Below are 25404 nucleotides of genomic sequence, written 5' to 3'. Positions count from 1 at the left end.
GGAAACGGCCAGGCCGGAAGAAAATGGGGCCTAGCCATGCTTTGGCGGCGCGTGAACCCTGAGGAGGCCCGGGCGCGGCTTGCTCTGCTGAGGGAAGGGGTGGGGAAGAAGGTGAGGGCCCTCGAGGCCCAGCTCGCCAAGAAGAAAGCGCCCCTGGAAAAGGCCCTCCAGGAGTACCGGGGGGCGCTTGAGCACCTGAGGCGCCTGGAGGGGGAGGGCCGCTACCCCGAGGCCGTCCTCCGCCCCGCCCTGGCCCGGGAGGAGCTTCGCATCCGCTATGTGGAGGGGGAGATCGCCCGCCTCGAGGAGGCCCACCGGCAGGCCGTGGCCCAGCTCGTGAGCCAGGTCCGCCTCAAGGCCGCCCGGCTCGCCGCCTTGGCCCAGATGGAGGAGGCCTTGGACCGCTTCTTCCCCCTGCCCGAGATCAAGGAGGAGGCCCATGCTTAATGGCTTCAGGGTGCTGCGTTCCTACTGGGTGGGACGCCGGGACGGAAAGGCCCTTTCCCGGAAGCACGCCAGCCTCGCCTACCTCACCCCCAACCCCTACCCCGAGCAGCTCAAGGAATGGTTCCGCCGCTGGATGGAGGGCGTGGCGCGCCGCTATCTGGCCAGGCGGGCCAAGCTGGAGGAGCGGCTCGCCCTCTTCCGCCACCAGCGCAAGGCCCTGGAGAAGGTGGTGGGGCAGGACGAGCCCACCCCCGAGGTGTTCGGGGGGTACGCCGCGCGCTACGGGTTCCTAGGGTTGGTCTTCCTAGGGGAGGCCTACTACAACAAGATGGCCATGGACACCCTGGAGATGAACCAGTTGGAAGCCTTCATCATCGGCGCCGTGGCCACCGTCGGCCTGTTCTGGCTAGGGCACGCCGCTGGGAACGAGTACCGCAAGGGCAACCTGCCCCTGAGCCTTATCCTGGGTATCCTGCCCCTTCTCGTGGTGATCCTCTTCGCCGCCTTGCGCTTCTCCTGGACCCAGCGTATGGCGGCCATCCACGGGAACCCCGCCCATTCCATCTACGGCCTCCTGGCCTTGATGGCCGTCGGCCTGTTGCTGGTGGGCCTCACCTTCTACCTGGGCTACCGCAGCCCCCACGAACGAGAGGTGCTCCTCCGCAGGCTCTTCCTCGCGGCCCAGAAGGAAAGGCGGGTCTGGCAGCGCCTCTTGGCCCTAAACCGCAACGCGGAGCGCGCCCTGGACCACCTCCTCGCCCACTACCGGGAGAACGTGGCCGCCTACTGGCGGGGCTTCGCCCGCGCCTGGCCCCAGTGGGACCCGGCCCCCGAGTTCGTGGGCCACATCCCGCCCCTGAACCGGCCTGCCCTCCCGCCCCTGGACCTCGAGGCCCCCAGCGACCCCCTCACCCAGGAAAGCGCCCATGACCGCATGGCTCCTGAGCCTCGCCCTTAGCCTGCCCTTCCTGGGAGGGGCCGAGGAGTACCAGGTCCTGGTGGCCCTGGGGTGCAGCGCCCCCCGGCACGTGCAAAACGGCTACCGGGAGATGCTGGCCCACGAGGTCCTCCCCCGGCTCATGGAGAAGGTGGTCACCACCCAGGTCCGCCTCACCCTTGCCCCCATCAGCGGGAGGAGCTACACCGCCCCCGCCCGGGTCTTGGAGACGCCCAACCCTCTCTCCACCCCGCGCTTTCAGCTGGAGGAAGCCAAGAAGGCCTTCCAGAAGGAGGTGCTGAAGGCCTTTGACGAGCTTCGCAAGCGGACCGCCGCCGAGTGCAGCCGGGGGACGGAGATCATCGGGGCCCTGAAGGCGGCGGGGGAGCGGGCCCGGAAGCCCGGCCGCATCCTCGTCCTGGCCCACGGGTTTGAGCAGTCCGAGCTCATGAACCTCTACGACTACCGCCTCAAGCTGGAGAAGCGGGAGGTGCGGCAAGGCCTTCTCCAGCGGGTGAAGGCCCGCCTGGGCCTGCCCAACCTCGAGGACCAGGAGGTCTGCATCGCCGGGATCACGGCGGGGGACGACAACAACGCCAACGCCCGGCTCACCACCTCCATCAAGACCTTCTGGGAGGAGCTGATTCAGGCCTCAAGGGGCAGGCTGGTGGGGTACGGCACCACCCCCCGGGTCTGCCCCTTCCTCTAGCGCCATGGAAGCCCTCTGGCAGCGCACCGGAGACCCCTTGGGGGACTTCATCCGTCTCGTCCTCCTTCTGGAGGAGCTTTTGGAGCGCCTGGGGGCCCCCAAGGAGGACACCCTAGGGGCCAAACTCCGTTCGGGGGCGGCGGAGGCCTTCTTCCAGAGCCACTCCGACGGCCCAGCCCTCCGGGAGAGGCTTTGGCGGCTCGTGGAGCTGAGGAACGCCGTGTTGCACGATAGGGCCGAGGTGCCCTCCTGGGCCTTCGCCGAGGGAAGGGCCCTCGTGGCCCGGCTCCTCGCCGCCGTGGAGCGCCAAGGGTTCTACAGCCGGGAGGAGTGGAAGGCCAGGATGACCTTTCTGGAAGCCCCTCCTCCCCCCACCCCCCTGGCCTTCCCCGAGGTCATTCCCCCGGAAAAGGCCAAGGCCCCGGAGGCCGAGGAGCGCCCCCCGGGGGCCTGGAAAACCCTTCCCTTCCCCCGGAGGCCCCTGGCGAAAAGGACCCTAGCCCCTCCGCGGCGCCGGATCCCGTGAGAGGACCTCGCCCAGATCCTGGGGGAAGCGGTAGACCCCGGGGACGCCTTCGCCTCCCTCTAAGGCCATGTAGACCAGGTTGGGGCTCGCCGGAGGCGGGGCTTCCCGCCAACGCCGGGCCACCATGAGCCCCCTGGCCCCCACCCCACCCACGGAGCGCACCAGCTCGCCCATGAGGAGGGCCCGCTCCCGTAGGCCCTCGTCCCTAGGCTTGCACTCCACGAGCCAGAGGGCGCCCCGGTAGAAGAAGACCCCGTCCACCTCCGTGGACTGGGGGGCCAGGGCCTCGTTGCCCCCCAGGGGCACCAGGTGCCCGCCCATGCGGGCCCGGCCTCCTCTTGGGGCCAGGTGGGCGTTCAGGTGGCTGTAGACCGCGTACTCCAGGGGAAGCCCCTTGAGCCCGGAAAGGCGTTCCGGGGGAAAGGCCTGGCCGAAGCGCTTCCTCCAGAGGCCGAAGAACCTCCCCACCAAGGGCGAGGCCTCCCAGGAGGCCTGCACCTCGTCCCATCGCTCCAGGATCTCCTCGGCCAGGGCGAGGAGCCCGGGGTTGGGCCGGGCCCCGGGGTGGTTCTCCTCGAGGCGGTACCCCCTCAGGGCGAGAAGGTCCTCCGGGGCCCCCTCCTCCCAGGGCACCTCAGCCTCCCCTCCGTCCAGAAGGAAGAGGCGATCCCCGTCCAGGTAGTGGGCCTGGGCCCCCTCCTCCAGGGCCAGGTAGAGGCCCAAGGCCATGGCCGTGGTCCCGCCGTTCAGGTTGGCGTGCATGGGGAAGCCCTTGCTCAGGGCCTCCCTCACCACGGGGGCCAGGAGGTCCCGCACCTCCTTCAGGGCCCAGGGCCCGGGGACGAAGCTCCTATGCACCCGCACCCCCTTGCCCCGGAAGAAGGCCTCCGCCCAGCGGAGGCGGCTTTCCATCTCGGGGGTGGTGAGGAGGTAGACCTCCCGGGGCCGGGCGTGGAGGTGGGCCGCGTAGAGGGGAACGGCCTGCTCGGAAACCAGGGCCAGGAGAAGGGGCCCCTCCTGGGGAAGGGGCAAGGCCTTCTTGGAGGCCTTCCCTTTGGTTTGGGAGGCCATCACCTCCTCCAAAGGCCTGCCCGGGTCCACCAGGAACACCCCGTACTCCCTGGCCCAGGCTTTCCAGCGGGCGAGGACCTTCTCCCGCTCCCTAGGGTGGCGGGAGCGGAGGTGCGCCCTGTGGTAGGGCACCACGGGCAGGCAGAGCTGGCCCCCAAGACGCTTGGCCTCACCGGAGAAGGCGGAAAGAGCCTTCCGGGACATGTCCTTGGCCTCGTCCCCCAGGTGGGGCCGCACCCAGTAGGGAAGGCCCCGGTGGACCACGAACACCCCGCCCTCTCGGCTGGGAAGGCGGGCCGCCTGGGCTCTAGGGGGGAAGGCCCCGGGCGGGGGAACCCGCTCCCAGGCTTCCCCCAGGGGCTCCAGGTAGAGCTTGGCGTACTCCTCCAGGGTGAGGGCTTCCCCCTCTAGGGAAAGCTCCTCCTCCCGGGGCCAGAGGAAAAGGGCCCTGGGCGCCTCGAGGACGCGGTGGCCCTCCACGAGGAAGACCCGGGCGCCGGGCCGCCGCCAGCGCCCGAAGAATCTGACCGCCCAGAGCTTGGCCCCTCCCGTGAGGTTCACCCAGACCTCCCGGGCCTCCGCCTCTCCCAGCCCCTCTTCCAGGGGCCTCTCCTCGTGGGGGACGCCCTTTTCGGAAAGGAGGCGGAAAAGGGCCTGGCGCTTTTTCCTGTACTCCTCGTTCCACTCCGGGAAGGAGTAAAAGACGGCCTTCGCCACCCTCCCCGCCTTCCGCTCCACCAGCTTCAGGCCGAGGTAGGCGGGGGCCGGGTCGTTGCCCAGAAGGCACAGGTACACCGGGGCCTGCATGGACGCCTCCTAGGGAAAAGATACAAGCCCCCGCCCGAGGCAATCTCCTTACGGGGCTCAACCTCTTGCAACTTCCACCTAAGGGACCTCATCCGCCTCTCCTCGGACGCGCCGTCGCAATCCCCTTACGGGGCTCAAGCTCTTGCAACCCTAAACCTAGGCCCTGCCCGGCATGGGCGGCTACCGGGGTCGCATGTATCTTGCCCCCTGAGGGAGGCCCTACCGCCCTGGTTGCCGGGCACCCACGCCCGCGGGATTGATGGGTAGCCACCCGCCCCGGCCTCCCCGCCGCACAGTATCCCGGTCGTGCAAGACCGCATCCACATGGAAGGCCCACGGGGTCGGGTGGCCACCTCCCTCAGCTTACCAAAAAGGAGAGAGCCCATGACCTTCGCCGGTATTGACGTCAGCAAACCCCACCTGGACCTGGCCCTGGTCTCCAACTCCCCCAAACCCACCCGCCTCCGCTTCCCCAACACCCCCGAAGGCCGTCAAGCCCTCCTCGCCGCCCTCCCCGAGGCGGAAGTCCTGATGGCCCTGCCCGGGGTGGGGCCCCAGGTGGCGGCGGCGGTGCTGGCCCTCCTGCCGCCAGAGCTTTGGGGCCGGGCGAAGGCGGCGGCCTCCTACGCGGGGCTCATCCCCGAGCGGGAGGAGTCGGGGAAGAGCGTGGAGAGGGGTCGGCTTTCCAGGAAGGGGCCTCCCCTTTTGCGGCGGAAGCTCTACATGGGGGCTTTGGTGGCGGTGCGGCATGACCCAGAGATGCGGGCCTTCTACCACCGTTTGCTTTCCCGAGGGAAGACAAAAAAGCAGGCGCTCTTGGCCGTGGCCCACAAGCTCCTCAGGCGGATGATGGGGCGGCTCAGGGAGTACTACGCCGGTCAGCCAGCCCAAGGGGTGGCTTGACAGGCAAGACAGTATCAATCCCCTTACGGGGCTCAAGCTCTTGCAACCATGTTGGTTCGCAGGCTTGGGGCAGACCCGGAGTTTGAGTCGCAATCCCCTTACGGGGCTCAAGCTCTTGCAACTAGAGGGAGACGGGCTCGGGGGCGCGCACCAGGTCCAGGGTGGTCGCAATCCCCTTACGGGGCTCAAGCTCTTGCAACACGATATAGAAGTCGTTGAGGGGGAGATTGTCTATCCCGAGTCGCAATCCCCTTACGGGGCTCAAGCTCTTGCAACCATGTTGGTTCGCAGGCTTGGGGCAGACCCGGAGTTTGAGTCGCAATCCCCTTACGGGGCTCAAGCTCTTGCAACAAGCGACCTGGCTCCGCCTCAGGCCGCACCCAATCTAATGGAGTCGCAATCCCCTTACGGGGCTCAAGCTCTTGCAACACTCTACCCCCCTCAGAACCCCGTCCTGGACGGCGCCGCCAGAGGGGGGGTTTGTGAGAAAGATGAAGCTTGGAATATGCACACGGCGAATAACGGGGGTTTTTGAGGGTTTACACCGATAGAAAGCCACAAGAGGAAGGGGCGATGAAAAGAAAAAGCGCATATTCGCCTTCCGCAAGGGAAAAACCGGCTTTCAAGATCCCCGTCCGGAGGTCCGGACAAAGGCATTATAGCATCTCGCTGAAACGGTGTACCCCGTCCAAAATTGCCCCAAAAAGCCCCTTTTCCACCTTACTTCGCTTTGTGAAAGCGTAAAAAACGCCCGTTCCGTCGTGTCAAGTACCCCCTAGCCCCGAAGGTAAAAGGGCGTGTACTCCCCCCGCCCCAAAAGGGCCGCCTTCAGCCGCTGAGCCTGCACCTCAATCGTCTCCCCCAGGGGCTTGCGGAAGCCCAAAGGGTGGCTCACCTCCTCCAACAAGCGCTCCTCAAAGAGCTGGATGAGCCGCCTCCGCCCCTCCTCGTTCAGGTACACGCCCCCCTCCCGCGCCTCAGCGTGGGATGGGGTGAGGAGGCCCCGCCGGAAGGCGGAGAGGACCACCTGGTCCACGGCGGGCACCCGGAACTCCTCCATGAGGTCCAAAGCGAGGGCGGGGCTTCGCCGCCCCTCGGCGTGGAGAAAGCCCACCTCAGGGTGGAGCCCGGCGAGCCGCACCGCCACAAGAACCCTCCCCAGGAGGAGGGCGTACCCGTAGGAGAGGGCGGCGTTCACCGGGTCCCTTGGGGGCCTCCGGGTGCGGCCCCCGAAGCCGTAGGGGCCGAGGAGTCGGGCAAGGCCCTGGAAGTAGGCCCGGCTCCCCTCCCCTTCCGCCCCCCTGAGGCGCTCAAGCTCCAAAGCCCCCTCGGCCCGGGCCAGGGCCTCCGCCACGCCTCCCGCCTCGGGCAGGCGGTGGCGCTCCAGAAGGGCCAGAGCCGAGCGAAGCTTCCCCACCACGAAGGCGCGGGCCAGGGGAAGGCCTTCCGCGGCGAACTGGGCCCGGAGGTGGTCCGGGTGGGGGTCGGGGTAGGCCCCCGCCACCCCGTGGAGAAACCCCTCCAGGGAGTAAAAGAACACCGGGACCCCCTGCCGCAGGAGGAAGACGAGGGCGGGGGTGGAAAGCCGCACGTTCCCCCAAAGGGCCACGGAGCGCACCTGCCGGGCGGGGAAGCCCGCCACCTCCCGCCCCTCCTCCTCCAAAAGGAGCCTTCCCTGGCGGAGGCGCAAGGTGGCCCCTTGGCGGGTGAGGTGCAGGGTCATGGCCTAGAACCTGGGCCAGGGGGGAAGGGGCCTCAGACGCTCGTCCAGCCTCATGAGGAAGTCCCGCAGGGCAGCGTAGTCCTCTTCCCCCACGGGCCTCGTGCCGTGGGCCAGGATGCTTTCGTGCCGCCTTTGGAGGAGGGCCTGGAGGCGGTTTTTCGCCCCGTAGAGGCGCTGGGCCAGGGTGCCCTGCTCCCCAAAGGCCAGGTCCAGGTCAAAGGCGGCGTCCAAAAGGTCCATGAGGCCCCGGGGCTTGAGAATGCGCTCCCTCAGGCCCTCCGGAAAGCCCTCGGGCCAGGTCCTGGGGTCCTTCAGGAAGAAGCCCAGCCTCTCGTGGACGTCCGCCTCCACGGCGAGCTCCAGGGCGCGGTAGAGCCTCGCCAGGGCGTCGTCAAAGCGGCCCAAGGCGGCGCGGCGCTCGGCGTTGGCCAAAAGGTCCTGGAGGAGGAGGAAGGTGGGCTTTAGCCCGGCCTCCACGATGCCCTTCAGGTGGGGAAGGAAGGCTTCCAGCCCCTTCAGGACCCGCACCTTGGCCCCGTGCCCCCAGGCCTCGGCCACCGCCAGGGCCAGGGGAAGGTGGACGGAGAGGCGCGCCCAGGCCTCCCGGTGCCGGAAGCGGTCCCACTCCATGAGCCCCTCCACCACCCCCTTCATCGCCCCGTAGAAGCGGGCCTCCGAGGGGGAGAGGTCCCGCCTCAAGAGGCTTTCCAGCTCGGCCAGGGCCATGCCCAGGTTCAGGGCGTTCCAGGCCCGGGTGAAGCCCGCCCACTCCTTAAGGCCGAGCCGGGCCGTGGGGTCCTCCAGGAGCCTGAGCCGCTCCTTCCCGGCAAGGACCCGGCCCGTGCCGGGGTCGCGGGCCTCCCCGCCCACGTAGCTGAAGACCACGCCCCGCCCCGTGAGGGCGAGGACGAGGCCCGCGGCCATGGGCTTGGTGCCCCCGGTGAGGTCGGCGACGATGGCCGTGGCCTCCCACTCCAGGGCCTTCCTCAGGGCCAGGAGGGCCTTCTGGTAGGCCTCCATGAGGCTTTCGGCGTCCTCGAGGAGAAGGGTGTGGTGCCGGAAAGACCCGCCGTAGTCCCGAACGAGCTCCGCCGCCACCGGGTGGGAGGCCTGGCTCGCCAGGAAGACCACCCCTTGGGGGGGATGCTCCGCCAGGGCCACCTCCAGGGGTTCCCGGGTGGTGCCCACGGTGAGGATGAGGACCTTCATGGGCCCATTATCCCGGGCCTCAGCAAAGCCCCGGAAGACCATCCTCGGCCTCGGCGAGGCGCAGGGCCCGCTCCCTCTCGTCCCAGCCGAGAAGCCCTCCCATGAGCTCCACCACCTTTGGCAGGGCCTCCCGGGCCTTCGCTTGGTCCAAAAAGGCGAGGCCCATCCGCCGCGCCAGGACGTCCAGGGGCTTCCTGGCAAGCTCCCGCCGCACCGCATAGACCACCTCCCCCTCCAGGTAGGGAAGCCCGGGGAGGAGGGGCCTATCCCCCAGGGCCAGGACCTCGAGGGCCAGGGTGCCGTAGGTCTCCCAGAGCCGCCGCGCCGTCTCCTCGGGCAAGGGAAGCTCGGGCCTCGGCCCCGCCCCGAGGAGGGGCGTGACGTGGCTTTTGGAGGGCGGAAGGGCGAGGCCCAGGTCCTTGGCGAGGCGCTCCACGAGGTCCAAGGCCATGAGGCGGAAGGTGGTCCACTTTCCCCCTACCAACGTGTAGAGGCCCCGCCTTTCCTCTATGTAGTGGTCCCGGACCAGAAGCTTCGTCTCCCCCTTCCCCACGAGGGGCCTCAGGCCCGACCAGACCGCCCGCACCCGGCCCGAGACGTCCCCCAGGTAGGGCCTTATCTCCTCCAGGAGGTAGGCCACCTCCTCCTCCCGGGGAAGGGGGCAGGAGGCGGGCTCGGCGGGGAGGTCCGTGGTGCCGAGGAGGGCCATGCCCCGGTAGGGGAGGAGGAAGAGGACGCGGCCGTCCCTGGTCTTGGGGACGAGGAGGCCCGCCTCGAGGGGGTAGTCCAGGACGAGGTGGACCCCGCTGGAGGCGGTGAGGAGGGGGGGAAGCCCTGGGTCCAGGAGGCGGCGCACCCGGTCGGCGAGGGGCCCGGTGGCGTTCACCACCGCCTTGGCCCGGACCTCCACCTCCTTCCCCGAAAGCCCGTCCCGCACCACCGCCCCCCGCACCCTGCCCCTCTCCAGGAGGAGGGCCTTGGCCTCGGCGTAGTTCAGGGCCACCGCCCCCCGCTCCAGGGCGGAGAGAATGAGGGCGAGGTTTAGGCGGAAGTCGGCGAACTGCCCGTCCTGGTAGGCCACGCCCCCCAGGGTCTTTGGCAGGTCCGGGAAGAGCCGCGCCACCTCCTCAGGGGGAAGGTAGCGGCTTGGGGCGAGGCGCCTTTTCCCGGCGAGGAGGTCGTAGAGCTTCAGGCCCAGGGTGTAGTAGGGGATCTCCAGAGGGCGGAAGAGGGGGGTGACGAGGGTTAAGGGCTTCGCCAGGTGGGGGGCGAGGTCCATCACCACCTTGCGCTCGTGGAGGGCGTCCACCACCAGCTTGAGCTGGCGGCGGTCTAAGCGCTTGAAGGCGAGCTCCAGGTACCGCACCCCCCCGTGGAGGAGCTTGGTGGAGCGGGAGCTCGTCCCCGAGGCGAAGTCCCTCGCCTCCACCAGGGCGGCCTTCAGGCCCCTAAGTGTGGCCTCCCACAGGACCCCGGCCCCCGTGGCCCCGCCCCCCAAAATGAGGAGGTCAAAGGGCTCCCTTAGCCGCTCCCAAAGGGCCTCCCGGTCCGTCATCCCTCCTCCTTTGCCCAGCCCCGGGCCCGTTCCACCGCCTCCCGCCACCTCCGGTAGAGGGCTTCCCGCCTCCCCTCGGGCATCGTGGGGAAAAACCTTTCCGCCTCGCGGTAGCGCCCCGCCACCTCCTCCGGGGAAAGGGCCCCCGCCCCCACCCCGGCCATGAGGGCCGCCCCCAAGGCGGTGGTCTCCGTCACCTCCGGCACCGCCACCGGCACCCCGAGGAAGTCCGCCTGGAGCTTGAGGAAGAGGCGGTTTTGCGCCATGCCCCCGTCCGCCTTGAGGACCTTGAGCCGGACCCCGGCCTCCTCCTCCATGGCCAGGACCACGTCCCGCACCTGGAAGGCCACCCCCTCCAGGGCCGCCCGGGCCAGGTGGGCCCGCGTGGTCCCCCGGGTGAGGCCGAGGAGGGTTCCCCGGGCGTAGGGGTCCCAGTAGGGAGCGCCAAGCCCGGTGAAGGCGGGGACGAAGTAGACGTCCCCCGCGTCCTCCACGCCCTCCGCCAGGGCTTCCACCTCGGCGCTTTCCCGGATGAGGCCCACCTCCTTGAGCCACCCCACCGCGGCCCCCGCCACGAAGAGGCTTCCTTCCAGGGCGTAGGTGGCCCTCCCCCCAAGGCTCCAGGCCACCGTGGTAAGGAGGCCCTTTTCGGAGAGGAGGGGCCTTCCCCCCGTGTTCAAGAGGAGGAAGGCCCCGGTGCCGTAGGTGCACTTCCCCTCCCCCTCCCCTAGGGCCGCCTGGCCGAAGAGGGCCGCCTGCTGGTCCCCCAAGACCCCCCGTATGGGGACGGGCGCCCCCAGGAGCTCGGGGAGGGTTTCCCCGAAGTCCCCGTCCGAGGGCCGCACCTCCGGGAGGAGGGCGGCGGGGATCCCGAGGGCCTCGAGGAGCTCCGGGTCCCAGGCGAGGGTGTGGAGGTTGAAGAACAAGGTGCGGCTCGCGTTGGTGGGGTCGGTGGCGAAGACCTTTCCCCCCGTGAGGTTCCAGATGAGCCAGGTGTCCACGGTGCCGAAGCAGACCTCTCCCCTTTCCGCCCGCGCCCTCAGACCGGGCACGTTCTCCAAGAGCCACAAAAGCTTCGTTCCCGAGAAGTAGGGGTCAAAGAGGAGCCTGGTGCGCTCCCGGAAAAGGGGTTCCAGGCCCCGCGCCCTCAAGGCCTCGCACAGGGGGGCCGTCCTCCGGTCCTGCCAGACGATGGCGTTATGGAGGGGCTTCCCCGTACTCCGGTCCCAGACGAGGGTGGTTTCCCGCTGGTTGGTGATCCCCAGGGCCAACACCTCCCCCGCCCCTACCCCGGCCTTCCCAAGGGCCTCCCGCGCCGCAAGGAGCGTGGTCTCCCAGAGCTCCAGGGGGTCGTGCTCCACCCAGCCCGGCCTCGGGTAAAGCTGCCGGAACTCCCGCTGGGCCACCGCCACAGGCCTCCCCTCCAGGGTGAAGAGGAGGGCCCGGCTGCTGGTGGTGCCTTGGTCCAGGGCCAGAAGATACCTCATAGAACCTCCCTAAGCTTTTTGGCCGTCTCCTCGGGCAGGGCGTCCACCACGAAGGTCCCCGCCCCAAGCTCCGTCCCCGCCAGGAACTTGAGCTTGTCCCGGGTGCGCCTTGGGGGGTAGAACTCCACGTGGAAGTGGAAGGTGCGCTCCTCCCCCAAGGGCGCGGCGTGGAAGACCATAACGTAAGGGAAAGGCTCCCCATAGAGGGCGTCGTACCGGGCCACCACCCGGCCCAAAAGCCTGGCGAAGGCCGCCATCTCCCCCTCGGAGAAGGTCCAGGGGCCGGGGTGCCTCTCCACGGGGGCCACCCAGACCTCAAAGGGGTAGCGGGCGAAGGGGGGGACGAAGGCGAGGAAGCCCCCTTCCTCGTCCACCAGGTAGGGCCCAAGCTTGGGGAAAAGCTCAAGGAGCACGGGCCTTTCCCGGAAGGCCTGGCCCTCCCGCTCCAGGACGGGGGGCACGAAGGGGTAGGCGTAGATCTGGCCGTGGGGGTGGTGGAGGGTCACCCCCACCGCCTCCCCCCGGTTCTCAAAGGGCATGACGAAGCGCACCCCGGGAAGGGCGTAGAGGGCCTGGTAGCGGTCTCGCCAGGCCCAGGCGAGGAGGAGCCGCTCTTCCTCCCCAAGGGTGGCGAGGCTTCCCACGTGGGCCGGGGTGTAGACCACCACCTCGCACCGCCCCATAGCCTCCCCCACAGGCACGGGAAGCCCCTCGGGAGGGGGAGGGGCCTCCCCCACGAAGGAGGGGAAGCGGTTCTCAAAGACGGCCACCTGGAAAGAGGGGAAGGGGATCTCCGTGGGGAAGCCCCCCTCCCGGCTCGGGCACAAGGGGCAGTGCTCCTTGGGAGGGAGGAAGGTGCGCTCCTGGCGGTGGGCGGCATAGACCACCCACTCCCCTCTCAAGGGGTGGTAGCGGAGGTGGGGGGCGGGGCGGAAGGGCTCGGCGTGTTCGGGGAGAGGGGGGTCCTCGAGGGGGTTCAGGCTGTAGAGGAGGAGTTCCCTCCCGTCGGCCTTCCTGTGGAGGCGCTTATAGAAGGGCGGCATAGTCTACCTCCTCCTCCCCTACCCTAAAGCGGTAGGGACCGAGGCGCCGCGCCGGGACCTCCCGGGCGAGGAAGGCCTGAAGGCGCGCCATCTCCTCCGCAAGAAGCCACGAGGGCGGATCGGAAGTGGCCTTGAAGCCCGTGATGTGGGCCAAAGCCTCCTGGAGGCGCATCTCCTCGGGCTTAAGCAAGTTGAAGCGCGTGCGGAAGTAGGCCACGTCGGGGTCCACGTGGACGTTCTCCATGAGCCAGAGGCGGTGGAGGGTGGAGCGGAGGGCGTTCTTGAGGCCGGGCCCCGTGGGGTCGGAAAGCCATATGGAGCGGTCCTCGTTGTCCCAGTAGGGGGCCACGTCCGGGCCTACCCGGAGGCCATCGGCGAGGCCCAGGGAGGCGAGGACGGGGGCCCCGCAGAAGAGGAGGTAGGCCTCTTTCGCCGCCTCCCGCAGGCGGGCCATGGCCCTCCGGTAGCGGGCCTCCCCCTCGGCCCCCGGGAGGGCGGCGGCGTAGAGGAAGTCCAGCTTTAAGTAGTCGTAGCCCCAGGCGAGGGCCTTGCGCACGAGGCCCGCAGCCCACTCCACCACCTCCTCCTTCCCCGCGTCCAGGGCGTAGAGGGGCTTCCCCCAGTTGAAGCCCGCCCGCACGGGCCTCCCCTCCTCGTCCCGAAGAACCCAGTCAGGCCGCCTTTGGAAGAGGGGGCTATCCGCCGTGACCAGGAAGGGGGCGAGCCAAAGCCCAGCCCTCAAGCCCCTTTCCCGGACCCGCTGGGCCAGGTAGGCCATGCCCCGGGGAAAGCGCTCGTTGGGCTCCCAGTCCCCCAGGGCCCACTGCCAGCCGTCGTCTATCTGGAAGACCTCAAAAGGAAAGGCCGCCACCTCGTCCAGAACCCGAAGAAGGAGGTCCTCGCTAATCCCCGTGTAGAAGCTGTACCAGGAGCACCACACCCTGGGGGGCCTCCCGGAAAGGCGCCTGGGGAGAAGCCGGGCGTAGGCGGAAAAGACCTCCTCTTCCTCGCCGTAGGCCAGGAACCAGGCCCCGCCTTCCCCGGCGTAGCGGCCAAGGAGGAGGTCCCCCCGGCCCAGGACCCGCGCCCCCACGTCCAGGGCGCCGAGGAGGAGCACCCTCCCATCGGGCCCCCTAAGGGCCCCCAGGCCGCTTCCCCACCACGCCCCGGCCTCCAGCAGGAAGGGGTCGTCCGCCTGGGGGCGGCGCGCCTCGGGGAGGAGGGGCGTGGGGGCCCGAGCGGGGTCCACCCAGGCGGCGAGGCTCCAGCTCTGCCAGCCGTGGCGGAAGAACCCCTTGGCGGGAAAAGGGGGAAAGACCCGCACCTCCCTGCCCCAAAGGCGCACTCCCCCCGGGGCCTCCTCCAGGCCCTCCGCCGTGAGGAACACCTCCAGTTCCCCTAGGCTTAGCCTCATGCCTCCTCCCAGACGGCGAGGTCATAAGGGCCTACCCGCTTACCCCCCAGGAGGAACCGGGCCCCTTCCGGGGCAGGGGCCTCCACCGCCTCCGGGCCGTAGTTGAAGGCGAAGACCCAGGGCCCCCGGCGCCTGAGCCTTAGGCCCTCCGGCAGAAAAACGGGACGCAACCCGGCCTCCTGGGCCAAGCCAACCAGGAGGACCCCCAAAAGCTCCGGGGAAGGCCAGGCGGCGAGGTACAGGTACCGCCCCTCCCGGTAAAGGGCCCCGCCCCCGTCGGCAAAGGCCAACCAGGGCCTAAGGGGGCTTTCCACCCACTCCCGCCAAAGCCCCAGGGAGAAGCGGCCCATAGGCCCCTCCGCCACCTCCAGGAGGCCCGGGGGAAGGCTTTCCACCCGCACCACTTTAAGAGGAAGGAGGGCCTGTAGGGGGCCAGGGGGGAGCTCTCTGGGGATCTGGAAGGTCTCCGTCTTGCTTCCCGAGCGGGGACCGAAGAGGACGATTCCCTCGGCCTCCTGGAAGGCCTTTAGGGCCTCCCCCCGGACGATGGGGAGGCTTGGGACCACGGTTAGGGCGTAGCCCCTTAAGGAAGCCCCCGGGGGCACCACGTCCACGTCCAGCCCAAGCCGCCGGAGGGCGCTGTAAAAGAGGTAGACGAGGCCCAGGTAGCTCCACTCCGCCCCCTGGGGCTGGACCTCGTAGACCCAGGCGGCCTCGTAGTCAAAGACCAGGGCCACGGGGGCCTGGGCCACGGGGGGCAGGGCGAGGGCGGCGAGCTCCTCGGCCACCCGCTTCGCCTCAAAGAGGCCCTGGTCCGGGGCGTCATCGGGCCGGTGAAGCCCGGCGTGCATCTGCTCCTGGGCGAAGGGCACCTGGCGCCAGCGGAAGTAGGAGACCACCTCCGCCCCGTGGGCCAGGGCCTCCCAGGTCCAAAGCCGCACCATCCCGGGGGCGGGGCTCGGGTTGTGGGGGGCCCAGTTCACCGGGCCCGGCTGCTGCTCCATCACCCAGAACCGCCCCCGCCCCACCCCCCGGTAGAGGTCGTGGTGGAAGGCGGCCACGTCGGGGTGGCCGGTGCGGGCGTAGCGGAGCTTCTCCTCCGGGGGTAGGGGCATGAGGTCGGTGAAGCCCAGGGGATAGCTGTCCCAGCTCGCGAAGTCCAGGTCCTGGGCCAAGGCGAAGGCGTCCAAGTCGGTGAAGAAGCCCATGAAGTTGTGGGTGATGAACTTTCCCGGGGCATGGGCCCTTAGGATCTCCACCTGGAGGCGGTTAAAGGCCCTCACCTGGTCCGAGGCGAAGCGGTAGTAGTCCAGGAGGTGGCTCGGGTTGGGCTCGGCCACGGTGAGGTGGGGGAGCTCCACCTCGGCAAAGTTCCGATAACGCTGGCTCCAGAAGGCCGTGCCCCAGGCCTCGTTCAGGGCTTCAACGGTGCCGTACCGGGCCTTAAGCCAGCCCCGGAAGGCCTCCTGGCAGCGGGGGCAGTAGCAGCGCACGGTGCCGTGGCAGCCGTACTCGTTGTCGGTCTGGAAGCCCGCCACGGCCTCGAGGCCCCCGTAGCGCTCGGCAAGGAGGGTCACGATGCGCCGGGCCTCCTCCCGGTAAACGGGGCTGGAAAAGCAGTAGTGCCGCCGCCCCCCAAACCGCCGCCTCCGCCCTTCCCGGTCCACGGGGAGGACCTCCGGGTAGCGGTCCACGAGCCACTTGGGTGGGGTGGCCGTGGGCGTGCCCAGGACCACCTTAAGCCCCTCGGCGGCCAGGGTGGCGAGGGCTTCGTCCAGCCAACCCCACTCCAATCTCCCAGGTTCAGGTTCCAAAAGGGCCCAGGCGAACTCCCCCACGCGCACGTAGGAAAGCCCCGCCTCCCGCATGCGCCGGGCGTCCTCCTTCCAGCGCGCCTTGGGCCAGTGTTCGGGGTAGTAGCAGACTCCAAGCATAGTCCAAAAAATAGACCCCAGGGTACCCGGCTTCGGGAAACCCTAAGCTAGAAACACTAACGACCCAAAGCCTTCTGCAGCTCAACCATCAGATTGTTAACGATGCCCTTCACATCCGAGTCGGGGCGCTGAATGGCAAGCTGGATGGCATTGTTCCAGGGAGCCCAAACCTTGCCCATCTCGGGAATGTTGGGCATGGGCACCCCCAGGGGGAAAATCTTGGCGAACCCCGCCACCACAGGGTCTTTCTCCAAGCGCTTCACCGCACTCTTGGACACCGGTGTGCGTCCCCCTGCTTGGTTGAAGGCAACAAGGTTATCCTGCGACACCAGGAAACGGGCGAAGTCCAAAGCCAACGCCTTTCGGGGGGAAAAGGCATTGACCCCGATCCCATGTACACCCAAGAAGGGTCCCCAAGGACGCACGGCCCCCGGGGGCGAAGGCAGGGGCGCGATGCCGAAATCAATGCCGGCCTTCTTGTAATCGCCCAAAGCCCACGGGCCGTTTAGAATCATGGCTAAAGAACCGCTTTTGAAGGCGCCATCGGCCACCTCGTAGTTGGTCCCCTCGGGAATCAACCTGTACCGGAAACGGAGGTCCTTGAGGAGCTGCAGGACTCGCTCGCCCACAGCCCCGCCCAAGAGGATCCTTCGGGGATCGTAGCTACCGCTGGCGTCCTTGGCAAAAACGTTTTCCACGCCGTAGGCACGGTAAAAGCCGAAGTTGAAGTACCCTTCGTTGACGTTGTAGAGAAAGCCGAAGGTTTCCTTGGTCGTGTAGCGTTGGGCCAAGGCAAGGAACTCCGCCCAGCTCTTTGGAGCCCCCTTAACAAACTTCTTGTTGTAGATCAGAGCTACGCTTTCGGCGTACGCAGGAAACCCGAAGAGACGCCCCCTAAAGGAAAAGGCTTCGAGGGCCACCGGTTCCACATCCGCACGGTAGGCGGAGTCCACGTAGCGATCCAGGGGCTCCAAGACCCCGGCCTGGGCGAACTCCCCTATCCAATCGTGGGGCACGGTGAGAAAGAGATCTCCCGCGTGCCCCTGGGGTGCCGAAAGCAAGATCTTGTTGTGCATATCCCCCAGGGGCATCTCGCTGATGAGGACCTGAACCCCCTTGGCCTTCTGGTAGGCGCTGGCCTGCTGCTTCAACCACTCCAGCTCAGCCCCCTGAAAGTGCGTCCAGACCTCTATCCGGTTCTGAGCCCACCCCAGCCCTAAGGCCACAACCATACCCAAAAATACCTTTTCCAGTCCCCTTAGCCACATCCGCCTCACCTTCCCTCCTCGGCCTCACAGGGGGTTCCCAAGACCTGCCAGGGCGCTTCCCGCAGTTCCCCTGTGAAGTCCACCAAGGCCTGGTTTTCCCAAGGGTTGCCTTCCCCGCGCCTCCACCCCGCCCCGGGCACGGCCAACCACAAGGGCTCCCAGTAGATCCAACCCCACCCGTAGCCTTCGGGGAGGGCGCAGACAACCCCTTTAAGGGCCCGAAGGAAGGCTACCTGCCCTTCGGGCGTAGGAGGAAACCCCGCTCGGCGTGCCAACTCCTCGCTAGCGATGTTAGGGTAGCCGTCAGCATCCTCTAAGGTAAAGGGATAGGCGGTCTCCGCCACAAGGACCGGCTTGCGGTAACGGTCCACGATCTGCCGAAGGTTGGCCTCCAAGTCCCGAAGACTCCCGTGCCAGTAGGGGTAATAGGAAACCCCCACGGCGTCAAAGTCCTCGAGGCGAAGCCCGGCCACGAGAGCGCTGTCCAACCACCAGCGGTAAAGGGACCCATCCCCCCCGCGGCTCAGGTGGAGGACGACACCCACCCTTTTGCCAAAGACTTCCCGCACCGCGCGGATTCCCGCCTGGAGCAGAGGAATGAGGCGGGCAAAGCCTCCAGAACCCTCCCCCCAGGTTTTCCCTTCAGGCCAAAGGAGGCCCGCCTCGATCTCGTTACCAATCTGGACCAGGGTGGGAGCGACCCCCCGTTCCCCGAAGCGGAGCAGGACCGTCCGGGTGTAACCGTAGACCTGCTCCACCAAGGCCTCGTAACCCAGGCCCTGCCAAGCAGGGGGCTTCTCTTGGTGCTCCGGGTCCGCCCAGAAAGCCGAGTAGTGGAAGTTCAAAAACACCCCAAGCCCTGCCTGGTGCGCGCGCTCCGCTAAGGCTAAGGTGTAGCCCAAGCCGTAGCGGCCATCACCATCCGCCACCGGGTCCACCCAAAGCCTTAGACGGGCGGTGTTGAGGCCGCGGTCTTTCAGCCACACCAGAGGATCCACCACCTGTCCCTGAAAACGGAAAGTCCCTCCTCCGCACTCCACCAAGGCCAAGGTGGAGATGTCCACGCCCCTCACTCTTCCGTTAGCAGCCGCCAAACCCAGCATAACCAGCGCAAAGATCGCCCAGTAGAGCCCTAGAGCCTCCCCAAGGGAAACCGCCCACTACATTCCGGCCTCCAAGGAAAGGTTATCTTAGCTTTCTCTCTTTTGTCAATAGGCTCTATAAGTACAGGTTAAGTACAGATATCGCAAGAGATTGGTAGGCTTCCCGGGCTGGCATAATGGGTTCCATGCCCACCCTCGAGGCCCAGGCCCGGCGGGAAAGGATCCTTAGGCTCCTCAAGCAGGACGGCCAGGTGCGGGTGGCCGACCTGGCCAAGGCCCTCGGCGTCTCCCAGGTGACGGTGCGGGCCGACCTCGATGCCCTGGAGCGGGAGGGAAGGCTCCGGCGCCTAAGGGGTGGGGCTGTGCTCTGGGAGGCCCGGCGGTTTGAGCTCCCCCTCGAGGTCACCCGCACCCTCCACGCCAAGGAAAAGGAGGCCATCGGCAAGCGGGCGGCGGGGCTCGTCAAGGACGGGGACGTGGTGATCCTGGACGTGGGGAGCACCACCACCGAGATGGCCAAGGCCCTCTCCCCTACCCTTAAGGACGTGGTGGTCATCACCAGCGCCCTCAACATCGCTCTCCTTCTGGAAAACCATCCCGGCATCACGGTGATCGTCACCGGGGGAAGGCTCAGGCCCCTGCAGCACTCCCTGGTGAACCCCTTCGGCACCCTCCTCCTGGAGGAGCTGAACGCCGACAAGGCCTTCTTGGGGTGCAACGGGGTCCACCCCGAGCGGGGCTTCACCAACACCAACCTCGAGGAGGCGGAGATCAAGAAGGCCATGGTCCGGGCGGCCCGGGAGGTCTACTTCCTGGCGGACCACTCCAAGCTCCTCCAGGTGGCGGCGGCCAAGATCGCCCCCCTCTCCGCCGCCACGCGCCTCATCACCGACAAAAAGGCCCACCCCGAGGCCCTAAGGGCTCTGGAAGAGGCGGGGCTCCGGGTGGAGCTCGCCTAGGCGTTCCGAAAGAGGTCAGGCCTTTTCCTCCCCTCCACCTCCACCGTGGGCCAGAAGGGGTCCTCCGTGAGGTTCAGGAGGCCCCCCTCCCTGAGGAGAAAGGTGTCCTCCACCTTGGCCCCCGAAAGGCTCGGGTTCCACGCCAGGACCATCCCCGCCTCCAGCACCAAAGGATGCCCCGGCGTGGCGATGGCCTCCCGGGACCGATAACCCCCCACGCCCCCCTGGTGGTGCTCCTCCCAGGCCAGGGGAAACCCCACCCGCGCGTAAGCCCCCTGGAGCGCCGCGAACACCTCCCCCAAGGTGGCCCCAGGCCGGGAAGCCGAAAGGGCCGCCGCCTCCACCTCCAAGACCTTCCGGTACCGGGCCTCCACCTCCTCGTGGCCGAAGCTCGCCATCCGGGTGAGGTTCGCCACCAAGCCCCCCCGCTCCGCGCACGCCACCGCCATGAAGGCCCGCCCCAGGGGCTTCCCCTTGGGCAGGGGGTGGCGGTGCCGGAAAAGCCTCCCCTCCCCCGCCACCAAAAGGAGCAAGGGCCGGATCCCCCTCCCCCACAACGCCTCCGCCAAGGCCCCGGCGAGGGCGTACTCCGTCCATTCCGGCCGGGCCGAGCGCACCACCTCCCCCACCGCCATGGCCGCCTCCCGCCCGAGGTGGGCAAAGGCCTCCTGGGCCCCCCGGGAGAGGACAAGGCGAAGGGGCGTGAGGTCGTGCTCCAGGTCATTGGGGCTTGGGGGCGGGGGGAAGGCGTACCAGGGGTGGACCCGCACGGGAAGCCCCGGGGCTTCCTCCTCCACCATCCTCGGGTGCTCTATGGCGCTCGTGTGCAGGACCACCTCCTCCCCCACCTCCAGGTAGGCCACGCCCTCCCCCATCCCCAGGGTGTTCTCCCCGCCCACCAGCCAGGCGAAGTTCTCGGGCCGGGCCACGTAGAAGCGGGGGAAACCCCGCTGGACGAGGAAGCGGCTTAAGCGCTCCCAGGCTACCGGGTCCATGGCCCAAGCCTACCAGGAGCCCAAGCCTCCCCCGCCAGGCGGGAAGGGCCTCGAGGGGACTTCACAGGTGGGAAAGGCACTATTCCAGGGCCAGTTCCACCAACCGCCTCAAAAGCTCGGGGTAGGGCAGCCCCCCGGCCGCAAAGAGCCTGGGGAACATGCTGGTGGGGGTGAAGCCCGGGATGGTGTTCACCTCGTTCAGGTAAAGCTCTCCTTCCGCCAGGAAGAAGTCCACCCGGGCCATGCCCCGGAGGCCGAGGAGCTTGTAGGCCTTCAGGGCCAGCTCCTGGACGGTCTCCTGGGTGCCGGGGTCTAGGGGCGCGGGGATGAGGAGCTCGGCCCGGCCCGGGGTGTACTTGGTCTCGTAGTCGTAGAAGGGGGCCTGGTAGCGCACCTCCCCCACGGGGCTCACCTCCCCGAAGACGTTCCCCAGCACCCCCACCTCCAGCTCCCGCACCCCAGGAAGGGCCTTCTCCACCACCGCCTTAACATCGTGGCGGAAGGCCTCGGCCAGGGCCTCCTCCAGCTGGGCGTAGCCCTCCACCCGGGAGATGCCGATGCTGGAGCCGGTGTTGGCGGGCTTGACGAAGAAGGGGGGTTCAAAGGGGACCCAAGGGGCCTCGCCCCGGTAGAGGGCCACCCAAGGGACCACCGGGATGCCCGCCTGGGCCAGGACCCGCTTGGTGAGGTCCTTGTCCATACAGAGGGCGCTCGCCGCCACCCCCGCCCCCACGTAGGGCTTGCCCAGAAGCTCCAAAAACCCCTGGAGGGTGCCGTCCTCCCCAAAGCGGCCGTGGAGAAGGGGGAAGACCACGTCGTAGGCCCCCCAGTCCAAAGGCGGGGGGAAGGGGTGCGCCCCAGAAGGGGCCACCCCCTCCCTCAGGGCCTCCAAGGCCCCCTCCCCGAGGAGCCAACGCCCATCCTTGGCGATGACGGCGAGGTCCGTGGGGAAGGGCATGTGCTCCAAGACCCCCTGGGCGGAAAGGAAGGAGACCTCGTGCTCGAGGCTCCTCCCCCCGGCGATGAGAAGCACCCTGGGCGCCACCATGGCTAAAGCTTAGCCCCTTTCCCGGAGGTCCAGGCCGTTGTAGCGCCCCGCGCAGGGCAGAAGCCCCTCCGCCACCCAGCAGCGCACCGCCTCCTTGGCCACCTCCAGAACCCGCTCCACCACCGGCCACTCCTCCTCGGCGAAGGGGGAGAGGACGTAGGCCGCCCCCTCTTCCCGGCTTGGGGGCTTACCGATGCCGATCCTCAGGCGGTGGAAGGCCAGGGTGCCCAGGGCCAGGGCGATGGAGGCCACCCCCCGGTTGCCCGCGGGGCTTCCCCCGGCCTTAAAGCGCAACCGGCCCAGGGGCAGGTCCATCTCGTCGTGGACCACCAGGAGGCGCTCCGGGGGGATGCGGTAGAAGCGGACCAGGGGGGCCACCGCCTTCCCCGTGAGGTTGTAGTAGGTGAGGGGCTTGAGGAAAAACCCCCGCTCGCCCCCCATCTCCACCTCGGCCACAAGGGCCTCCCCCTTCCGCCGGAAGGGAAGCCCCAGGCGGTCCAGGACCATGAAGCCCACGTTGTGCCGGGTGCGGGCGTAGGCCTCCCCCGGGTTTCCTTGGCCCACCACCAAGAACATGCCTCCTCCTGGCAAAAGGCGGGGGCGACCGCCCCCGCCACCAGGGGCCTTGGGAAATCAGGCCTCCTCTTCCTTCTTGCCCTTCTTGATGACCTCGGGCTCGGCCGGGGCCTCGGCGGCCTCCGCCGCCAGGCGCTCCACGTCCTCAGGGGGCACCACGGCGGCGATGGTCTCCTCCGGGGGCATGGCGAGCTTCACCCCCTCGGGAAGCTTGAGCTCCGAGGCGTGGAGGCTGTCCCCGATGCCGAGGCCGGAGACGTCCACCTCAATGTACTCGGGGATGTTCCGAGGAGACACCCGCACCAGGATGTCCCGGTGCACCTCCTGGAGCACCCCGCCCTCCCGCACCCCCACGGGGGTGCCCACGAAGCGCAAGGGGACGTACATCTCCACGGGCTCGTCGGAGAGCACGTAGAAGTCCACGTGCTCGGGGCGGCGGCGGCGCTTGTCCAGGTTCACCTGGCGCACCAAGGTGGGGAACTCCCCGTCGGGAAGCTCCAGGACGATCACGTGGTGGATGGAAGCCTGGCGGAAGACCTTGTCAAACTCCCCGAGCTCCACGTAGACCTTGCGGTTCAGGTGCTTGTTGTACATCACCCCGGGGAGCCTGCCCGCCCGCCTAAGGGCGCTGGGCTTCTCCCCCTCCCGGTAGTAGGCCTTCAGGCGATACTCCATGGCTCCTCCCAAAGCGCAAACCTCGGCCCCTTAGGGGCACACAAAGAAAAGCTTACCACATCCCCCTAGATGAGGGCGCTCACCGACTGGTTGGTGTGCACGTGGCGGATGGCCTGGGCGAGAAGCTCGGCGGTGGAAAGCACCGTGTAGCCCCCGCCTTTTAAGGGGATGGTGTCGGTGAAGACCACTTCCTGGATGGCCGGGTGGGAGAGGTTCTCTCGGGCCTCCCCCACCAGGACGGCGTGGGTGGCCATGACCACCACCTGGGGAAGGGCCCCGGCCTTTAGGAGGGCCTCCACCCCCCGTCTAATCGTCCCCCCGGTGGAGACGATGTCGTCCACCAGGATGGGTCTTTTCCCCTCCACGTCCCCGATGACGTAGGTCACGGAGGTCTCCCGGGGCCCGTGGCGCCTTTTGGCCAGCATGGCGAAGGGAAGGCCGAGCCTTTCCGCAAGCCTCCTCGCCTCCTCGGCCCGGCCCGCGTCCGGGGAGACCACCACGGCGTTTTCCCCGAACCCCCTTTCCTGGAGGTAGCGGGCGAAGAGGCGCACGGCGGAGAGGTGGTCCACGGGGATGTCAAAGAAGCCCTGGATCTGGGGGGCGTGGAGGTCAATGGCGATGACCCGCTCCACCCCCACCTTCTCCAAAAGCCCCGCCACCAGCTTGGCGCTGATGGGCTCCCGGCCCTCCGTCTGCTTGTCCTGGCGGGCGTAGCCGAAGTAGGGGATGACGGCGTTGATGCGCCCCGCCGAGCTCCGCCTGGCGGCGTCCGCCAAGAGGAGGAGCTCCATCAGGTGGTCGTTCACCGGGGGCGAGGTGGGCTGGATGAGGTAGACGTCCTCCCCGCGGACGCTCTCTAGGAGCCTGACCCGCACCTCCCCGTCGGGAAAGCGGTCCACTAGGGCCTTCCCCAAGGGCACCCCCAGGGCCTCCGCCACCCGCCGGGCCAGGTCGGGGTGGGCGCTCCCCGAGAAGAGCCGGATTTCCATGCCGGACCCCCTCCTCACTCTACCAGGGCCCGGGCGAGGAGCCCAAGGCGCCTTGCGGCCTCCCGCAAAAAGGCCTGGAAGTCCAGGGCCGCGCCCTCCCCGGCCCCGTCCGTCACCGCCCGGAGGAGGGCCATGGGATGGCGGAAGCGCCAGGCCACCATGAGGGCCGCGGCCCCCTCCATCTCCACGGCGTCCGCCCCGTGGAGGGCGCGAAGCCTTTCCGCCTCCTCCCTTCGGGCCAGAAAGCGGTCCCCCGTGGCCACCACCCCCCGCCTGAAGGGGAGGCCCAAGGCCAGGGCAGCCTTCTCCGCCCGGGCGAGGAGGGCGGGGTCAGAAGGGAAGAAGCCCACCCCAAAGGCGGTCTCCCCGGGCTTGCGGCCGAAGGGGGTGAGGTCCACGTCCCACTGCACCGCCTTCTCCGCCAGGAGGAGGTCCAAGGCGCGAAGGGTAGGGTCTAAGGCCCCCGCCACCCCCAGGAAGAAGCTCTCCGAGGGGCGGAAGCGGGTAAGGACGTGGGCCACGGCCATGGCGGCCGCCACCTTCCCCACGCCCGTCTCCGCCACCAAGACCCCCTCGCCCCGGTGGAGGGGAAAGGGGGCCAGGAGGGCCTCCCCCGCCCCCAGGGCCTCCCGGAGGGCGGAGGCCTCCTCGGGCTCGGCGGCGAAGAAGGCGGTCATGCCCCCTCCAGGGGCACCGTGGCCTGCACCCTAAGCCCTTGGCGCAGGACCCGCTCCGCCCAGGCCTTGGCCCCAGGGAGGTCGTGGTCCCGGTAGTTGCCGCACTCCTTGAAGCTTGCCCCGGGGACCTCCCCCTCGTGAGCGAGGACGTCCTTCAAGGACTTGGCGAAGGCCTCGAGGACCTTTTCCTCCCCCACGGGGCCTTCCACCACCAGGTAAAAGCCCGTGCGGCAGCCCATGGGGGAGAGGTCAATAACCCCTTCCAGGTGGTCCCGCAGGTAGCCTGCCAGGAGGTGTTCCAGGGTATGCAGGGCGGCGGTGGGCAGGGCTTCCCGGTTGGGTTGGGCGAGCCTCAGGTCGTACTTCTCCACCACGCCCCCCGCGAGGGTCTTCCTCCCCGCCAGGCGCACGTAGGGAGCCCTTACCTTGGTGTGGTCCAGGCTGAAGCTCTCCACCTCGGCCATGCCCCTATTACACCAAAGCCCCGGGGCAAAATAGGAGTATGGACCAGCCTAGGCTGCAAAGCGCCATGGAGCTTTCCGCCAAGGCCCCGCCCCTGGAAGGGGTGCCCACGGGGGTGAAGGGCCTGGACGAGCTCTTCTTCACCCTGGACCCCAAGACCCTGAAGCCCAAACCCCTGGGAGGCTTCCCCCGGGGGGCGGCCGTCCACGTGACCGGGGTGTCGGACACGGGGAAAAGCCTCCTCGCCGAGCAGTTTGCCCTAAAGCAGGCAGAGCGGGGCGAAGGGGTGCTCTTCGTCACCACCGAGGCCCCGGCCCCCCTCCTGGTCCAGGGGCTGAAGCTTCGGGCCCGGGCCATGGGCCTTAAGGAGAGGGTGCTGGAACGGATCCTCATCGCAGACGCCGCCACCCACGCCGTGCTTCGGGAGGACCTCCCCACCCTCTTCGCCACCCTCGAGGAGGGGCTCCAAAGCGGGGCCCGGCACCTGGTGGTGGACTCCCTCACGGGCCTCTACGAGGCCAAGGAGATCGCCGCCCGCCAGGTGGTGCGCCAGGTCTACGCCTTCAGCAAGCGCTTCGGCCTCACTGCCCTCATGGTGAGCCAGAAGCGCTCCGGCCACGAGGAGCTCTCCGCCGAGGCGGCGGGCGGCTACGCCGTGAGCCACATCCTGGACGCCACCTTAGTCCTCGCCAAGGTCCTGGTGATGAGCCCCGCCCTGGCCAAGCTCTACCGGGTGGGCCTGGGGGAATTGGTCCGCCTCCTCCGCATAGACGGCTGCCGCCTCTCCGGGCACGACACCCGCACCCACCTCCTCTACATCCGGCCCGAGGGGCTTTTAGAGGTGGGCCCGCCCTTGGGTGAGCATTAGGAAGGCAAATTTCATGCTA

The 25404-nt window shown here is 68.5% G+C and carries 24 protein-coding genes and 1 CRISPR repeat array; of the genes, 7 read left to right on the top strand and 17 right to left on the bottom strand.

Going from position 1 to position 25404, the window contains the following annotated elements:
- Positions 1-36: 36 nt before the first annotated feature.
- Genes BLP62_RS06225 through BLP62_RS06210 form a run of 4 tightly spaced genes read left to right on the top strand, consistent with a single transcriptional unit; the run spans position 37 to position 2619 of the window.
- Complete coding sequence (locus BLP62_RS06225; RefSeq protein WP_093006947.1) at positions 37-447, top strand: hypothetical protein; 411 nt, start codon at positions 37-39, stop codon at positions 445-447.
- Complete coding sequence (locus BLP62_RS06220; protein ID WP_093006945.1) at positions 440-1405, top strand: hypothetical protein; 966 nt, start codon at positions 440-442, stop codon at positions 1403-1405. Before BLP62_RS06225 ends, BLP62_RS06220 begins: the two co-directional genes overlap by 8 nt.
- Positions 1374-2093, top strand: a complete 720-nt coding sequence (locus BLP62_RS06215; RefSeq protein ID WP_093006943.1) for a hypothetical protein — start codon at positions 1374-1376, stop codon at positions 2091-2093. Before BLP62_RS06220 ends, BLP62_RS06215 begins: the two co-directional genes overlap by 32 nt.
- Before the next feature lie 4 nt (positions 2094-2097).
- Positions 2098-2619: a hypothetical protein gene (locus tag BLP62_RS06210; protein ID WP_093006941.1), complete on the top strand. Its 522-nt coding sequence runs from the start codon at positions 2098-2100 to the stop codon at positions 2617-2619.
- Here the strand turns inward: BLP62_RS06210 and BLP62_RS06205 are convergent.
- On the bottom strand, positions 2590-4497 hold the full coding sequence (locus BLP62_RS06205; RefSeq protein ID WP_093006939.1) for a PDDEXK family nuclease: 1908 nt from the start codon (positions 4495-4497) through the stop codon (positions 2590-2592). The two genes, BLP62_RS06210 and BLP62_RS06205, sit on opposite strands and share 30 nt — an antisense overlap.
- Positions 4498-4881: 384 nt before the next feature.
- Between BLP62_RS06205 and BLP62_RS06200 the strand changes: the two genes are divergently transcribed.
- The gene (locus BLP62_RS06200) at positions 4882-5400 is read left to right on the top strand and encodes a transposase (protein ID WP_093006937.1); all 519 of its coding nucleotides are present in this window, start codon (positions 4882-4884) and stop codon (positions 5398-5400) included.
- A gap of 11 nt (positions 5401-5411) precedes the next feature.
- Positions 5412-5829: a CRISPR direct-repeat array (repeat unit 36 nt; unit sequence GTCGCAATCCCCTTACGGGGCTCAAGCTCTTGCAAC).
- A 346-nt stretch (positions 5830-6175) separates the two neighbouring features.
- Here BLP62_RS06200 and cas1 read toward each other — a convergent pair.
- Genes cas1 through BLP62_RS06150 form a run of 9 tightly spaced genes read right to left on the bottom strand, consistent with a single transcriptional unit; the run spans position 6176 to position 18136 of the window.
- Positions 6176-7123 (bottom strand): CRISPR-associated endonuclease Cas1, encoded by a 948-nt coding sequence (gene cas1 / locus BLP62_RS06190; protein ID WP_093006935.1) that lies wholly within the window; start codon positions 7121-7123, stop codon positions 6176-6178.
- A gap of 3 nt (positions 7124-7126) precedes the next feature.
- On the bottom strand, positions 7127-8332 hold the full coding sequence (locus BLP62_RS06185; RefSeq protein WP_093006933.1) for a TIGR02710 family CRISPR-associated CARF protein: 1206 nt from the start codon (positions 8330-8332) through the stop codon (positions 7127-7129).
- A 19-nt stretch (positions 8333-8351) separates the two neighbouring features.
- Positions 8352-9887, bottom strand: coding sequence for a glycerol-3-phosphate dehydrogenase/oxidase (locus BLP62_RS06180; protein ID WP_093006931.1), 1536 nt, complete (start codon positions 9885-9887; stop codon positions 8352-8354).
- A complete protein-coding gene (gene glpK / locus BLP62_RS06175) occupies positions 9884-11374 on the bottom strand; it encodes a glycerol kinase GlpK (protein ID WP_093006929.1) in 1491 nt (496 codons plus the stop codon). Before glpK ends, BLP62_RS06180 begins: the two co-directional genes overlap by 4 nt.
- Positions 11371-12417, bottom strand: coding sequence for a galactose-1-phosphate uridylyltransferase (gene galT, locus BLP62_RS06170; protein WP_093006927.1), 1047 nt, complete (start codon positions 12415-12417; stop codon positions 11371-11373). Before galT ends, glpK begins: the two co-directional genes overlap by 4 nt.
- Positions 12401-13831: a glycoside hydrolase family 36 protein gene (locus BLP62_RS06165; RefSeq protein WP_093006925.1), complete on the bottom strand. Its 1431-nt coding sequence runs from the start codon at positions 13829-13831 to the stop codon at positions 12401-12403. Before BLP62_RS06165 ends, galT begins: the two co-directional genes overlap by 17 nt.
- The gene (locus BLP62_RS06160) at positions 13828-15765 is read right to left on the bottom strand and encodes a beta-galactosidase (RefSeq protein WP_093006923.1); all 1938 of its coding nucleotides are present in this window, start codon (positions 15763-15765) and stop codon (positions 13828-13830) included. The genes BLP62_RS06165 and BLP62_RS06160 overlap by 4 nt, the downstream gene beginning before the upstream one ends.
- Positions 15766-15821: 56 nt before the next feature.
- Positions 15822-17018: a sugar ABC transporter substrate-binding protein gene (locus BLP62_RS06155; protein ID WP_420918353.1), complete on the bottom strand. Its 1197-nt coding sequence runs from the start codon at positions 17016-17018 to the stop codon at positions 15822-15824.
- 20 nt (positions 17019-17038) lie between these two features.
- Positions 17039-18136 (bottom strand): glycoside hydrolase family 53 protein, encoded by a 1098-nt coding sequence (locus tag BLP62_RS06150; protein ID WP_093006919.1) that lies wholly within the window; start codon positions 18134-18136, stop codon positions 17039-17041.
- A 185-nt stretch (positions 18137-18321) separates the two neighbouring features.
- On the opposite strand from BLP62_RS06150, the gene BLP62_RS06145 reads away from it, so the two are divergent.
- Entirely contained in the window at positions 18322-19095 is a 774-nt protein-coding gene (locus BLP62_RS06145; protein WP_093006917.1) for a DeoR/GlpR family DNA-binding transcription regulator, read from the top strand.
- On the opposite strand, the gene BLP62_RS06140 is transcribed toward BLP62_RS06145, so the two are convergent.
- From BLP62_RS06140 to BLP62_RS06110, 7 genes are all read right to left on the bottom strand, one after another.
- Positions 19092-20090 (bottom strand): M24 family metallopeptidase, encoded by a 999-nt coding sequence (locus tag BLP62_RS06140; RefSeq protein WP_093006916.1) that lies wholly within the window; start codon positions 20088-20090, stop codon positions 19092-19094. The genes BLP62_RS06145 and BLP62_RS06140 overlap by 4 nt on opposite strands.
- Before the next feature lie 79 nt (positions 20091-20169).
- The gene (gene ddl / locus BLP62_RS06135) at positions 20170-21138 is read right to left on the bottom strand and encodes a D-alanine--D-alanine ligase (protein WP_093006914.1); all 969 of its coding nucleotides are present in this window, start codon (positions 21136-21138) and stop codon (positions 20170-20172) included.
- Positions 21139-21147: 9 nt separating this feature from the next.
- The gene (gene pth, locus BLP62_RS06130; protein ID WP_093006913.1) at positions 21148-21714 is read right to left on the bottom strand and encodes an aminoacyl-tRNA hydrolase; all 567 of its coding nucleotides are present in this window, start codon (positions 21712-21714) and stop codon (positions 21148-21150) included.
- Positions 21715-21771: 57 nt separating this feature from the next.
- Positions 21772-22389: a 50S ribosomal protein L25 gene (locus tag BLP62_RS06125; protein ID WP_093006912.1), complete on the bottom strand. Its 618-nt coding sequence runs from the start codon at positions 22387-22389 to the stop codon at positions 21772-21774.
- 65 nt (positions 22390-22454) lie between these two features.
- Complete coding sequence (locus tag BLP62_RS06120; RefSeq protein WP_093006910.1) at positions 22455-23378, bottom strand: ribose-phosphate diphosphokinase; 924 nt, start codon at positions 23376-23378, stop codon at positions 22455-22457.
- Positions 23379-23392: 14 nt separating this feature from the next.
- Positions 23393-24055: a 5'-methylthioadenosine/S-adenosylhomocysteine nucleosidase gene (gene mtnN / locus BLP62_RS06115; RefSeq protein WP_093006908.1), complete on the bottom strand. Its 663-nt coding sequence runs from the start codon at positions 24053-24055 to the stop codon at positions 23393-23395.
- Complete coding sequence (locus tag BLP62_RS06110) at positions 24052-24519, bottom strand: S-ribosylhomocysteine lyase (RefSeq protein ID WP_093006906.1); 468 nt, start codon at positions 24517-24519, stop codon at positions 24052-24054. Before BLP62_RS06110 ends, mtnN begins: the two co-directional genes overlap by 4 nt.
- A 38-nt stretch (positions 24520-24557) precedes the next feature.
- Here BLP62_RS06110 and BLP62_RS06105 point away from each other — a divergent pair, with 38 nt between their 5' ends.
- The gene (locus tag BLP62_RS06105; protein WP_093006904.1) at positions 24558-25385 is read left to right on the top strand and encodes a KaiC domain-containing protein; all 828 of its coding nucleotides are present in this window, start codon (positions 24558-24560) and stop codon (positions 25383-25385) included.
- The last annotated feature ends 19 nt before the right edge of the window (positions 25386-25404 follow it).

Origin of the sequence: Thermus arciformis, assembly GCF_900102145.1 — a bacterium.
GTDB lineage: Bacteria > Deinococcota > Deinococci > Deinococcales > Thermaceae > Thermus > Thermus arciformis.
The sequence above is the reverse complement of the archived record's forward strand: the minus strand, read 5'-3'. Positions and strand labels throughout refer to the sequence as shown.